17 protein-coding genes and 1 tRNA gene are annotated in these 13,128 nt (G+C 40.5%); 8 read left to right on the plus strand and 10 right to left on the minus strand.

Features of this window, described 5'->3' with window-relative positions; all coding sequences use genetic code 11:
• Positions 1-159 precede the first annotated feature (159 nt).
• Positions 160-233: transfer RNA gene (locus tag HPS56_RS11365), tRNA-Arg, on the minus strand.
• Between the two features lie 309 nt (positions 234-542).
• On the opposite strand from HPS56_RS11365, the gene HPS56_RS11370 reads away from it, so the two are divergent.
• On the plus strand, positions 543-1,307 hold the full coding sequence (locus HPS56_RS11370) for a lipocalin family protein (RefSeq protein WP_172276650.1): 765 nt from the start codon (positions 543-545) through the stop codon (positions 1,305-1,307).
• Between the two features lie 93 nt (positions 1,308-1,400).
• Here the strand turns inward: HPS56_RS11370 and queF are convergent, their stop codons facing one another.
• From queF to HPS56_RS11410, 8 genes are all read right to left on the minus strand, one after another.
• Positions 1,401-1,865, minus strand: coding sequence for a preQ(1) synthase (queF, locus tag HPS56_RS11375; protein ID WP_172276653.1), 465 nt, complete (start codon positions 1,863-1,865; stop codon positions 1,401-1,403).
• Positions 1,866-1,932: 67 nt separating this feature from the next.
• On the minus strand, positions 1,933-2,625 hold the full coding sequence (locus tag HPS56_RS11380; protein WP_172276656.1) for a queuosine precursor transporter: 693 nt from the start codon (positions 2,623-2,625) through the stop codon (positions 1,933-1,935).
• Positions 2,626-2,728: 103 nt separating this feature from the next.
• Entirely contained in the window at positions 2,729-3,688 is a 960-nt protein-coding gene (locus tag HPS56_RS11385; RefSeq protein ID WP_172276659.1) for a calcium/sodium antiporter, read from the minus strand.
• Positions 3,685-4,251 (minus strand): phosphoribosylglycinamide formyltransferase, encoded by a 567-nt coding sequence (gene purN, locus HPS56_RS11390; protein WP_172276662.1) that lies wholly within the window; start codon positions 4,249-4,251, stop codon positions 3,685-3,687. Before purN ends, HPS56_RS11385 begins: the two co-directional genes overlap by 4 nt.
• A gap of 38 nt (positions 4,252-4,289) precedes the next feature.
• A complete protein-coding gene (locus HPS56_RS11395) occupies positions 4,290-5,366 on the minus strand; it encodes a hypothetical protein (protein WP_172276665.1) in 1,077 nt (358 codons plus the stop codon).
• A gap of 39 nt (positions 5,367-5,405) precedes the next feature.
• A complete protein-coding gene (locus tag HPS56_RS11400; protein ID WP_172276667.1) occupies positions 5,406-5,822 on the minus strand; it encodes an RNA-binding S4 domain-containing protein in 417 nt (138 codons plus the stop codon).
• A gap of 8 nt (positions 5,823-5,830) precedes the next feature.
• Complete coding sequence (pth, locus tag HPS56_RS11405) at positions 5,831-6,400, minus strand: aminoacyl-tRNA hydrolase (protein WP_172276669.1); 570 nt, start codon at positions 6,398-6,400, stop codon at positions 5,831-5,833.
• A gap of 65 nt (positions 6,401-6,465) precedes the next feature.
• On the minus strand, positions 6,466-7,062 hold the full coding sequence (locus HPS56_RS11410) for a 50S ribosomal protein L25/general stress protein Ctc (RefSeq protein ID WP_172276671.1): 597 nt from the start codon (positions 7,060-7,062) through the stop codon (positions 6,466-6,468).
• A gap of 246 nt (positions 7,063-7,308) precedes the next feature.
• On the opposite strand from HPS56_RS11410, the gene nusB reads away from it, so the two are divergent.
• The 5 genes from nusB (at position 7,309) to HPS56_RS11435 (ending at position 10,670) form a co-directional block, all read left to right on the plus strand.
• Positions 7,309-8,274, plus strand: coding sequence for a transcription antitermination factor NusB (gene nusB / locus HPS56_RS11415; RefSeq protein WP_172276673.1), 966 nt, complete (start codon positions 7,309-7,311; stop codon positions 8,272-8,274).
• Between the two features lie 44 nt (positions 8,275-8,318).
• Entirely contained in the window at positions 8,319-8,639 is a 321-nt protein-coding gene (yajC, locus tag HPS56_RS11420; protein WP_172276675.1) for a preprotein translocase subunit YajC, read from the plus strand.
• Positions 8,640-8,904: 265 nt separating this feature from the next.
• Positions 8,905-9,630, plus strand: coding sequence for a CdaR family protein (locus HPS56_RS11425; protein WP_501981711.1), 726 nt, complete (start codon positions 8,905-8,907; stop codon positions 9,628-9,630).
• A gap of 27 nt (positions 9,631-9,657) precedes the next feature.
• On the plus strand, positions 9,658-10,221 hold the full coding sequence (gene coaE, locus HPS56_RS11430; protein WP_172276679.1) for a dephospho-CoA kinase: 564 nt from the start codon (positions 9,658-9,660) through the stop codon (positions 10,219-10,221).
• 5 nt (positions 10,222-10,226) lie between these two features.
• Positions 10,227-10,670 (plus strand): DUF5606 family protein, encoded by a 444-nt coding sequence (locus tag HPS56_RS11435; protein WP_172276681.1) that lies wholly within the window; start codon positions 10,227-10,229, stop codon positions 10,668-10,670.
• 211 nt (positions 10,671-10,881) lie between these two features.
• Here HPS56_RS11435 and HPS56_RS11440 read toward each other — a convergent pair whose 3' ends face one another.
• On the minus strand, positions 10,882-11,382 hold the full coding sequence (locus HPS56_RS11440; protein WP_172276683.1) for a DUF4890 domain-containing protein: 501 nt from the start codon (positions 11,380-11,382) through the stop codon (positions 10,882-10,884).
• A 279-nt stretch (positions 11,383-11,661) separates the two neighbouring features.
• Here HPS56_RS11440 and HPS56_RS11445 point away from each other — a divergent pair, with 279 nt between their 5' ends.
• Positions 11,662-12,327, plus strand: coding sequence for a DUF4230 domain-containing protein (locus tag HPS56_RS11445; RefSeq protein ID WP_172276685.1), 666 nt, complete (start codon positions 11,662-11,664; stop codon positions 12,325-12,327).
• Complete coding sequence (locus HPS56_RS11450; protein WP_172276688.1) at positions 12,314-12,913, plus strand: DUF4230 domain-containing protein; 600 nt, start codon at positions 12,314-12,316, stop codon at positions 12,911-12,913. The genes HPS56_RS11445 and HPS56_RS11450 overlap by 14 nt, the downstream gene beginning before the upstream one ends.
• The last annotated feature ends 215 nt before the right edge of the window (positions 12,914-13,128 follow it).

Raw genomic sequence — 13,128 nt, forward strand, 5'->3', positions numbered from 1 at the left:
TTTCAGGGCTGCTTTAAGAGGGGTGACAGACATTAAGTTCTTTCTTTTCAGACTTACAAGGCTATATGCTTAATCCCCATGGTTTGTCGGGTGAGCCATAAAGTCCGTAACTATCTGATACTCAAAAGAAAAAGAGACACCTTTTGGTATCTCTTTCTGTGATCCCGGTGGGATTCAAACCCACGACCTTCAGAACCGGAATCTGACGCTCTATTCAGCTAAGCTACGGAACCTAAAAACATGGGTGCAAAGGTAATAAAAAAAACACAGAATCACCTATTTTTTTAAAAAAATCTTTTAAAAGCAATAAGAGTATGAACCGTATGAATGCAAAAACACCAGTAAAAAAATATAATATCATTGAAATAATTAGCATTCTTGCATTATCTTTGCATAAGATAAGTGGCACCTCAGCAATTTAAAGCAAGCTTCATTGCGTTCGGTTTGCATTATCTTTGCATAAGATAAGCGGCACCTCAGCAATTTAAAGCAAGCTTCATTGCATTCGGTTTGCATTATCTTTGCATATAAAAAACAGAAACATGACAACAGAAAAACTCTTCAAAAGTATATTGATTGCAGCATCAATAGCCAGTGCAGTGACATCATGCAGCGACACAGGAAACAACATACGACATGACAACACGGCCATTGACGTTCACCAAAACGAAAAGGGAGACTCTACCCTATACGGACTGGCCTGTGACGGATGTACGGATACAGTAGCCGTAATACTTCCTAACAGCGGAGGAGACCCCGACACGATAAACATTATGTCCGCACGGAAAAACAACTCTGTATTCGGAAAGCCGAAAATAGGCGACCGCATAGCAATATACTTAAATCCAAACGATAAAAAAACGGCATTAAGTCTGATCAATCTTGATGACCTGACCGGATCATGGTGCTATCAGGTAATGCCACACATGCGCGACATCGCATCACTGCCACAGAAAACGCAACAAAAGATACTCGCAAACCTTCCCGACACAATGAAGGAAACATTGCTCGTGCCAAAGGAAATGGGAATACGCTTCAGACGGGATAACCTCATGAACACTATAGGAGACATAAAGACAGCAAGCACAAAAGAAGACCTGAGTCCCGTGGAATATCCCAGACAGAAAATATATAAGGAATGGCGTATATTCAATGGAAAACTGCTGCTCACTTATTCACAAACCGCATACGGAAACGACACCATAGAATCAAGACAAGCAAATGACACTGTGGAAATAAAACAGCTTACACAAGACACACTTGTACTGAAATTCAAGGAACAGACAAAAGGATATTACAGAAAATAACAGAATCTTCATGAAACAATAGACTATGTCTGAAATGCACCCCAAACGTTTTCTATCCAACTTTTGGGGTGCACTTCATTTATGACGGCCTCATCAGATAATACCGTGCTGCATCATACGCTCTTCAGCGAGCAACTCATACTTTGTGCCGGGACGACCGTAATTGGCAAACGGATAAATACTTATTCCGCCACGTGGTGTAAACAACCCAACCACCTCTATATACTTGGGATTCATCAGCTTCACCAGATCCTTCATTATTATATTCACACAATCCTCGTGAAAGTCACCATGATTACGGAAACTGAAAAGATAAAGCTTAAGGCTCTTACTTTCCACCATCCTCTCATCCGGAAGATACATTATCTTTATTTCAGCAAAATCCGGTTGTCCGGTAATCGGACAAAGTGAGGTAAACTCAGGGCAGTTGAACTGAACCCAATAGTCATTTTCCTGATGTTTATTAATGAATGTCTCCAACACCTCCGGAGCATAGTCCATAGAATAACGTGTGTTTGAACCCAAAGCATTAAGCCCTTCTTCTTTTCTTGTATCCATAGCAATAATATTTATTGTTTCTTTATACTACATAACGTCATTATACAATCAGCCCGTATACTTCAGACTACTTATTCATCCTCAAACCGAAAATACTATAATCAATGCCGTCGTCATAGACATCCTCTTTCTCATAATCCTTGATAAACCTTACAACACGTATAGTCACTGGCAGGGCTATAATCTCATACATTGTTTTAAGTATCACCTGTGATATGACAAGAACCGGCAGAACCTCAAACGGAACCACGCCTCCAAGGGCAAGAGGAAAGAATATCACAGAATCGGCAAGCTCCCCGAACACCGTGCTGACAACGGCACGAAGCGAGAAATGTCTCCCTTTAGACGATATTTTCATCCTGCTCATTACGTATGCGTTTATAAACGAACCTACGATAAACGCGACGAATGATGCCGCCGCAACACGGGGAGCAAGACCGAACACAGCGTGGAATCCCTCGTCATTATGCCAGTAAGGAGCTCCCGGAATGGCATCCGTCAGTGCTCCGAACATCACAAAAATGAAATTCAATGCAAAACCTGTCCAGATAAGAAATCTTGCACGGCTATAGCCCCAAACCTCGCATACACAATCATTGATGATATAGGAAACGGGAAAGACCAGCAATCCGCCTGTAATACTGATTGGGCCAAAGGCCATTTGCTTTGTCTCCAAAACATTTGCCATTATAAGGCAAACGCTGAAAAGCATACCCAAAAGCATAAAAAGTACGCTTACATGTTCTTTTTCTTTTTTCATTTTCTTGTTTTTTTATTGTCCGGAATACGCGGAAACACACCTAATAAGCGCATTACCGGCATTCCTGAACGAAGGGAGGTTAGACAAGCACTCCCTATGAATATTAAATGTTATAAATCAGCCAACCAAGGTAAACAAAGAAACTTACCGTAAGCACGGCTCCCTCCCACCTCGCAAGTGTATACTTGGTGAATGAGAAAAACCAGACAAACAATATACTAAACAGCAAAACCGACATATCTATCATCGTTATGCCGTTTATCTGCATCGGACAAATGACAGCCGTAGCGCCAAGTATGCCGAAAAGATTAAACACATTACTGCCAATGACATTTCCTATAGCTATGGCAGACCGGCCTTTACGTGCCGCCACGACACTGGTGGCAAGCTCAGGCAATGAGGTGCCGCCAGCAACAACAGTAAGTCCGATAACCCCATCGCTTATTCCTAATGACGAGGCAAGCTCCGTGGCGGAACCGACAAACACATCACTTCCGAATACCAGACAGGCCAGCCCGATACACAGAAACGCTATGGCTTTCCAAACCTTCTCATCTTTTGAGACATTCGGAGTTTCCTGTGATTTTGATATTTTTGCCGTTTTCAGGGTATATCCCATAAATACCGCAAAACCCGAAAGAAGAATCAGTCCGTCAATACGGCTTATCCGGTTACCGGAAAGACCGATTGAGCTAAAATCATCCATACAAAGTATAAAAAGGACAAACGATGCACAAACGGCAAAAGGAATATCCTTAATTACCGTGGTCTTGGCAATTGACATCGGGGCGACCATCGCCGACACTCCAACTATCAGCATTGTATTGAATATGTTGCTTCCCAAAACATTGCCTACGGCAAGATCTGGAGTGCCCTTTAAAGCGGAAACTAAACTGACGAAAAACTCAGGAGCCGATGTTCCGGCAGCCACAATCGTAAGGCCTATCACTATTTCCGGAACCCTCATTCTCCTTGCCAGGGAAGACGCTCCCTCTGTCAGTATGTCTGCACCCCAAAGGACCAAAGCCACACCCGCTATTATATATATTATATTCAGTATCATCCGAGTATTGTTTTTTCTATTACATCCGGAAAATATTTCTTTTCAAGCAAATGAACACTATCCTCTATTTCTTCGGGAGTGGCCGTCAAGGCAACCGGAGTCTTTGCCTGAAAAATAATGTCGCCACCGTCACACACATTGCTTACATAATGAACTGTTATTCCGGTTTCCGTATCGTTGGCGGCACGGACAGCCTCATGAACATTACGCCCGTACATCCCCTTCCCACCGTACTTAGGAAGCAACGAAGGATGGATATTGATTATTCTTCGGTCATAACGCTTCACAAGATAAGGGGGAACCATAAGCAGGAAACCGGCAAGAACAATATAATCTACGGCATATTCAGAAAGTAACGGAACAAACTCTGACTCATCGGCAAGCTGTGACTTCGTAACAACAACCGTTGCAACACCCAAACGTCTTGCACGCACAAGAGCAAAGGCATCCGCATTATTGCTCACCACCACAGTCACTCTTACTTTATCGTTATTTTCAAAATGACGGATAATGTTCTCGCAGTTTGTTCCGTTACCGGATGCGAATATTGCTATATTCTCCATAAACAGCTTTTATATGCAGCTTTTCCAAGAAAACGTACTCAATACGTAAAAGTATAAGTTATCTTCTTACCCTGCTTGTCTGTCACGGTCATTGCCTTGACACTTTTATCACCGTTCAGTTCGGTTTCAACCGTATAGTTTCCATTCGCTGACTTTGCCACAGCAAACACGTTTGAACATCTTGCCGAACGGAACAGGGCCACAAGGGCGTACGGATTGCAATGCTCGACGCCAAACAGCAGCTGATTAGCATCCACAGACTGATGACGGTTGCTGTTCACGCTCATTTCAATCTTCAGTTTCTCCAAGAATGTACCGTCTGTTCCGCGATGCTGGTATTTCAAACTGTCAAACTTGATTTCACTGTCGGGAGTTTCGGGATATTCTTTCAGCAAGATGGCAGCCCTTTGTATCTCCCCGCCTTTTTTGTGATATTCAAGATTATATGCAAATCCAAGCCCCGCACCATTGCTTTCATAACCTACAGTATCATTATCGGAAACCAACATGGACGGCTGATATCCTGTATTCACACGGCCTCGGAGAATGCTTCCTTCCGAATGTGCGGTCATTGTCGTATCAGTTGGATAACGGAACACTATGTCATGCAAGACGTTATTATCTTTCGTTATCTTTACGTATGTAGGACGCTTATAGTCGTCATAGCCCATATTCACTACACTGCCATCCGAACCTTCAATCTTTGTAGCGAGAGGTGCATTCCCAAAACTGCCGTCACCGCGTGTGGCATACTGGGATACGCTAAACTCCATATAAGCTTTCTTTTCCGCAACATCCTGGACATGAAAAGATACAAAGCGCCTGGAACCTGTAAGATTCTCCTTAAACACTACGGGGACGGTATTCAGCACATATCCGCTACCGGAAGTCTTTCTCAACTCGGCAAACTCGTTTCCTGAAATAATATTCATATTCCAGTTGCCCATACTGTAAAACATATACTCTGAAGAATGTGTATTCGCAAATACATCACTTCCAATAACATGAGAAAATCCGGCATTTCCACTACCGTCATTATCCACACACGATGTCAGCATTGGAACTGCCATAACACTGAAGACAAACGCCTTACATAATTCTTTTACTCTTTTCATCGCTTATAAATTCTTTAAAGGATTAATTAACCATAAGTTTCAATCATCATAATCATCCCATTCATCCAACCCTCCGAGTGAAGGACCGATAAACGCATCAAGTGATCTGCGCTCTTTCTTTGTGGGGCGCCCTGTACCCCTGGCCCTGTCTATAAATCCGCTTATACGCGTCATCTCCAGCAACTCATACTGCTCCGGAGGAGTAACGTTCTCGTAGATTTGGGGAATGAGTTTTGCACCTACTCTCTGTTCTATAGTCTGAAGGATTCTGAACGAATAAGTCACCGGTGACTTTTTTACACTCACCGTCTCTCCTTCTTTCACCATGCGCGACGGCTTTGCGTTTGCACCGTCCACAGTCACCCTGCCATTCTTACATGCGTCAGCAGCAATGGAACGGGTCTTGAATATTCTTGCAGCCCAAAGCCACTTGTCCAGTCTCGCCTCATTTGCCATATATAAAACTACTTTTTCTTATTAAAGGTATTCATTGTGATATCCACACCGCAAAGAACAAAACTCTTTATTATTTCGCAAGCCGCCTCAATCTTTGGCTCCAAAATATTCAAATCATCCGCATCATATTTGCCAAGCACCCATTCTATCTGCATACCGCGCGGGAAATCATTACCTATTCCTACACGCAAACGGCAATAACGATCTGTGCCAAGTACCGATTGGATGTTTCCAAGTCCGTTATGACCGGCATTGCTCCCTCCGGGCTTAAGCCTCAACGCACCCAGTGGAAGCGCAAGATCATCTACAACAACAAGAAGCCTCGACAAATCGACATTCTCCTTATTCATCCAATACCTTACGGCATTTCCACTCAAATTCATATAAGTAGACGGCTTAAGCAGAAAAACCTTACGGCCTTTAATGCTGGTTTCTCCGACAAACCCATAACGCTTGTCTTCAAAAACAATATTGGACGCCTTTGCAAAAGCGTCCAATACCATGAATCCTGTATTGTGGCGGGTCCTGTCGTATTCGTCACCGACATTCCCCAAGCCAACAATTAAAAATTTATCCATTAGTAACTTTCAATCTCTAAAACATTACCGGCCCCTTATAAACAAGGATGCCCGTATTTGCCGGATTATTTTTCAGCAGCCGCAGCAGCAGACCTTGAAGCACGAGTAGCCTTAACCGAGCAAACAACAACCTCAGCAGGAGTTGCAAGTTCAAGACCTTCGAAACTCAATTCACCAACCTTAATACTCTTGCCGAGCATCAGGTTTGTAACATCTATATCAAGACGTTCAGGAATTACCTGGTAAGGAGCCGTCACATATATCTTACGAATAGACAAACTTATACGTCCACCGTCACGTACACCCTGTGCAAGACCGTTAAGCTTAACAGGTATGCCGATTGTAATAGGCTTGTCTTCTGTAACTTCATAGAAGTCAACATGAAGAAGAGCATCTGTTACAGGATGGAACTGCAACTCTTTCATAACAGCCTTACGTTTCTCACCGTCAATATCAAGGTTTACCACATATACATGAGGAGTATAAACAACCTTGCGAAGCTCTGTCATTGGAGCAACGAAAGAGAAAGCAACGATATTGCCGTTCTCATCTTTCTTGTTACCATAAATGTTGCAAGGAACCAGTCCTTCCTTACGTAGAAGCTTTGAGGCTTTCTTGCCAAGGTCAACACGCTTCTTACCTGAAACTTCAATTTCTTTCATTTTTTAATGTGTTACTCTAAATTAAGTATTTAATTTTTATTGCCTAATTCACCATCACACGAACTTCTTTTTATCCTATGTGCCTGAAAAAAAGCGGTGCAAAGGTAGTCTTTTTAATTCACCCATGCAAGTATTGTCTAAAAAAAACTCAATTAATAGTTGTTTTTCTTGCATTATTACGCTTTTTTACCTAATTTTGCAAACGACAATTAAAGAAAAACGGACAGAAGCTTACATAAAAAATTTATGATAAACCGAGAAATAATAAGGATAAAGATAGTCCAGTTAACCTATGCGTACTATCAAAACGGCAACAAGAACATTGATACGGCAGAAAAAGAACTGTATTTCAGTCTGTCAAAAGCTTATGACCTTTACAACTTTATGCTGTCGATTATCATAGCATTGACCAAAGAAGGAAAACGACATGTGGAAGTTGCCCAGTCAAAAGCTATGAGAGAAGGCACTGAACAGCCGTCAACAAAATTCATATACAACCGTTTTGCATTGCAGCTTGAAGAAAACAAGATGCTTAATGATTTCATTGCAAAACAAAAGAAAACGTGGGACGACGAACCGGAGTTCATTAAAAAGCTTTATACGCAAATAACGGAAAGCAACATCTATAAAGAGTATATGGATAAAGCTGAGGATGACTACACGGCCGACCGCGAATTTTGGCGTAAGATATACAGGACATTCATCCAGGATAACGAATCAATTGATTCTATCCTTGAAGACATGAGCCTGTATTGGAATGACGACAAAGAGATCATCGACACGTTCGTCCTTAAAACAATAAAAAGATTTGAGGAAAAGAACAAGGCCACCCAAGAGTTGCTTTCCGAATACGACAGCGAGGAGGAAAAAGACTTCGCAAGAAAACTGTTCCGTGCTGCAATCCTGAATGCAAACGAGTATCAGCGCTACATGAGTGACGCATCACGCAATTGGGATTTCTCACGGTTGGCATACATGGATGTAATTATAATGCAGATAGCAATTGCCGAGATGGTTACATTTCCTAATATACCGATCAGCGTTACAATAAACGAATTCGTTGACCTTGCAAAACTATACAGTACACCAAGAAGCGGAAGCTATATAAATGGTATGCTCGACACAATAGCCCGTCATCTTGTGCACAGCGGAAAACTTATGAAACATATTGAACCAAGAAAAAAAGCAAATGACAATAATGAGAAGCAATAAAGCTCTCAAGCAATATCAATTCAGAACAAAAAGAAAAATAATTTATGACGACATTAGTATTAGCGGCACAGCAAAGCGCACAAGGGGGTGGAATGAGTATGATTATCATGATGGTTGCCCTGTTTGCAATCATGTATTTCTTTATGATACGCCCGCAACAGAAGAAACAGAAAGAGATTCAGAAATTCCAGAATGCCCTTCAGGAAGGAATGCAGGTTGTGACCGGAGGAGGTATATACGGTATTGTTAAAAAGATTGACCTCGTAAACGGTATTGTCGAAATAGAAATAGCCAGGGGCGTTGTAATCCGCGTTGACAAAGGCTACGTTTTTAAAGATTCTACAAGCAACGTTCAGACAAAATAAATAAATGAACGGCAAACAAGGCATATACAATGCTATCAGGAATTTCTTGTTCAGTTCTGCGAACAAGGAATTTCTGATTTTTTTGTTCTTTCTCTCACTGTCTGGTATATTCTGGCTTATGATGACCTTGAACGAGACATACGAGAAAGAATTCAAATTGCCAGTGCGCATTATAAACATACCCAACAACGTGGTACTTACATCCGATGCCACAGATACAGTGAAACTCACACTGCACGACAAAGGACTCGCACTAATAAGATATATGTATGGCAAAGAATTGCGCACTTTAAAAATAAACTTCAAGCCGTATTCACGTAATAACGGTGTAGTACAGCTTACTGCCGCAGACATCCAGCGTATAGTATATCAGCAACTGCCGGCAAGTACAAGAATAACAGCTATAAAGCCGGACAAACTTGATTTTTACTATAATTACGGATTATGCAAACGTGTGCCGCTAAGATGGAGTGGAAGGGTGATACCAGAACACCTTTATTTTATTTCACATATAAAATATTGGCCGGACAGCATAAGCGTATATGCACCAAAAGAAAAACTTGACAGTATAAACTATGTATATACGGAACCGCTCAACTATGCAAATTTCCGTGACACCCTTATTGTAAACTGTAACCTGCAAAAGCAGAAAGGTGTCAAGATGGTTCCAGACAGAGTGAAAATAGGTTTTTATACCGATGTCCTCACTGAAGAAAGCATAAGCGACATACCTATAGTAGGAATAAACATGCCGGAAGGAAAGACGTTACGTACATTCCCGTCAAAAGTAACAGTCAGCTTTGTCACAGGAGTTAGCCAGTTCAGAAAACTGCGGCCGTCGGATTTCAGAGTTGTGGTAGATTACCGTGACATTGCCCGACATCCGTCTGAAAAATGTACAATACATTTAAAAAACGTTCCTCATGGAATATCACGTGCAAAACTGAATTTGCAACAAGTTGACTATCTCATTGAAGAAGGAACACCTTAAACGATGAATATCTGATATAGGAGTTATATGAAAATAGCAATAACAGGAGGAATTGGAAGCGGAAAAAGCTATATATGCAACATAATCGGAAAACACGGCATAAGTATTTATGACTGTGACAGTGCAGCCAAGAGAATAATAAAAGAATCTCCGGAAATACGACGCCAGCTGACCGAGCTAATCGGAAACAATGCATATACAGACAACGGTAAAATAAACAAAACCGTGATGACTTCATTCTTGCTAAAGTCGGAAACAAATACAAATGCTATAAACAGCATCGTACATCCTGCCGTAGCTGACGATTTCATACAGAGCGGATACAAATGGATGGAATGCGCCATCCTATATGAATCAGGTTTTGATAAACTTGTGGACAAAGTAATAGCAGTTACCGCACCTCTCGACATACGTATTGAACGTATAATGAAAAGAGACGGAATAACACGTAGTAAAGCTCTTGAATGGATAAAAAAACAAATACCGCAGGAAGATATTGTCGAAAGAGCCGACTATGTAATTATAAACGACGGAAACAAAGATTTAAGTAAACAAATAAATAATATTATCAAACTTTTATTAGTTTTATAAGACACATGTTACAAACAATTTTAGCAATCTCCGGCAAGCCCGGACTCTACAAACTGGTATCAAGAACCAAAAACAGCCTCATTGTTGAGGCACTTGACAAGACACATCGCCGTATACCGGCATTTGCCACAGACAGAATAACATCACTGGCAGATATAGCAATGTTCACAGAGACAGATGATGTGCCCTTGCATAAAGTTCTGACCAATCTAAAGAACCTCGAGGAAGGCAAGATCTCATCGCTTAATTACAAAAAAGCAAGCAACACCGAACTGACAGAATACTTTGCAAAGGTATTACCTGACTTCGACCGTGAACGGGTACACAACAGTGACATAAAAAAACTATTGCAATGGTACAATATTCTTATTGAAAACGGCATTAGCGATTTTGATAATGAAATGACACCTACAGAAGGCGATAATATTGACAACCGTCAGGAAGCATGATATTATAAAATGTCCCAAGGAATTAATCCCTGGGACTTTTTATTATCCTAAAAAAACTTATTACCAAAAAGACTTAGATTAAGACTTTTACTTTACCTATTGAGGCGTGTCGGCACGCTTGCCATTGACACTATTAACCTAAATCACTATGATGTTAATATTATGAGAAAATTTCTATCCTTAAAATCAGCATGTCAGTCAGCCAAATTGCTTATTCAGCAACTTCCGCACTTTTCTGCATACTAATATTATCTTCTGTCATAGTTCGTCTTTCAGAACCAGATGCCCTATTCTTTCTTCGAACAGCATTGTTCCCATTATTTTGTCTGAAACCTCCTCTGCGCTGAGACATCCTGCTGTTTCTGTCCTCGGAATATTTTTTATACTGCTCATCAGTCATAATTCCTTTGAGTTCCGCATTATAGGCCTCCATCTGCTTTGCGCGCTCTTCACGCTTACCATCCTGCATACGTACAGGCCGCATTGTATCCTTATACTTATTATTCAACTCTGCAAGCTTCTTCTCCTGTTCAGAATTAAGACCGTATCTCTTTACTATCATCTGTGTACGTCTGTTCATCATCTCAGAAGGTGAAACTCTCTCCATCTGCCTGGAAGACCTGGCATCCCTGTTTCTTTCCTTATTATCCTGAGCCACTGCAGAAGCACCTATTATAGAGACCGCAACCATAGCCAAAAATATTTTCTTCATATCTTTTCTTTTTAATTTAAAATATTCAACTATCTTGTTAGTTGCAACTGTCTTTATGACGAATTACAAAATAAAAAGTTTAACCTGTCCATTTAAAAAACAGACAATTTAATTTTATTAACTTTTTACATAAAGAATAACAAAATACTCATACCTCCAAATACTTTATTCAGGATTATCCATACCTTTGTAAAAAAAACGATTTGTAACATTTATAATGAATGAAAACAACAACCTGAAACCACAAACGGAATCAGAAACTGGCATAAAATAAAATATATGAAAATACTCAATTACATTATTATATATATATTTATAACCGGAACATTAATACCAATAGCATGCTCTGATAAAAAAGATGACGGCAAAAGCACACACGTATCGGAAACAGACACATTGCCAATGCTTATAATGCAGATACAGAAATGCTCACGGCTATACACAACGGAATATAATATCCATAAGATTATCACGCATGACGATGTAATAAGGATGCAAGGAAAGGTATTGAATAAAGACTTCAATATCAAATTGCCCGTCGGTGACAGGAAAATTGCGATTCCGATGACCGCCACATTAAAGGCTTACATTGACTTTAGCGACTTTTCGGATAAAAACGTGGAGCGTGATGGCAAAAATATAACAATAATCCTGCCTGACCCTCAAATAGTAATGACAAGCAGCCGCATAAACCAAAAGGAAATAAAAGAATATGTATCGATTACACGCAGCTATTTCACAGATGCGGAAATAACAGAATTTGAAAAACAAGGAAAAGAAGCAATAATAGCAAGAATCAATGATACAAATATTATTGAGACAGCACGCGACAACGCGGCAAGAGTATTAATCCCCATGATTGAACAAATGGGCTATGACGAAAAAAACATCACAATAAAGTTCAGGAAGGATATAAAAAAGTTAAATGTCAATGTTGAAAAGTAAAACTATCATATATGCAAAAATCATCGGCTTTGCTCTTGCCGCAATAGCCGTCGTGACAGCGGTAATAATGATTGGAAACGAAGTCAGGAAAACAGACATTTCAATCGTAACCGATAAAAAGATTGGCATGACACCAGAAGTGATTCAGTCCATAAAAGCCATCGGAGAATGGGAATTCCTTACCGTCACCGATGAGGAAATGGTGGATACGGCACGCAAAGGCATCTTCGGTCATGATTATCTGGCCAAAATATATTACGGCACATTACGCTTGGGTATAAACATGCACAAGGTGGAACCCGGATGGATTACATCTCAAAACGACACTGTCAGGATTATTCTTCCTGCAATAGAACTTCTTGACAACGACTTCATTGATGAAGCAAGCACAAGAGTCTTTCATGAGACAGGACGCTGGACACATACAGACCGCGAGACAATGTACAACAAAGCATACGCAAAAATGAAAGCAAACGGCCTTACTAAGGCCAACATCAAAAACGCAGAAAACAATGCGGAAAACCAATTCAGAAATATGATGAAAGCAATGGGATTCAAGCATGTGGAAATAAGCTTTTCAAAATGACACAGGATTGACAGAATCCATTCCGAATCAATACAAAACAAAAGACATATCCCTTAATCCGGAATAAGCCGGTATAATTCAAAGTGGCAAAAACAAAACGACTTGTCTTTTGCCAAGCTGAAACTCATATATCGATCATTTTATACTGATTTAAAATGCCATATACAAAAAATAAGGACTGTCTCACGACAGTCCTTATTCATGTTTTCTAACTA

The organism is Xylanibacter muris (genome assembly GCF_013166605.1).
GTDB classification, from domain to species: Bacteria; Bacteroidota; Bacteroidia; order Bacteroidales; family Bacteroidaceae; genus Prevotella; species Prevotella muris.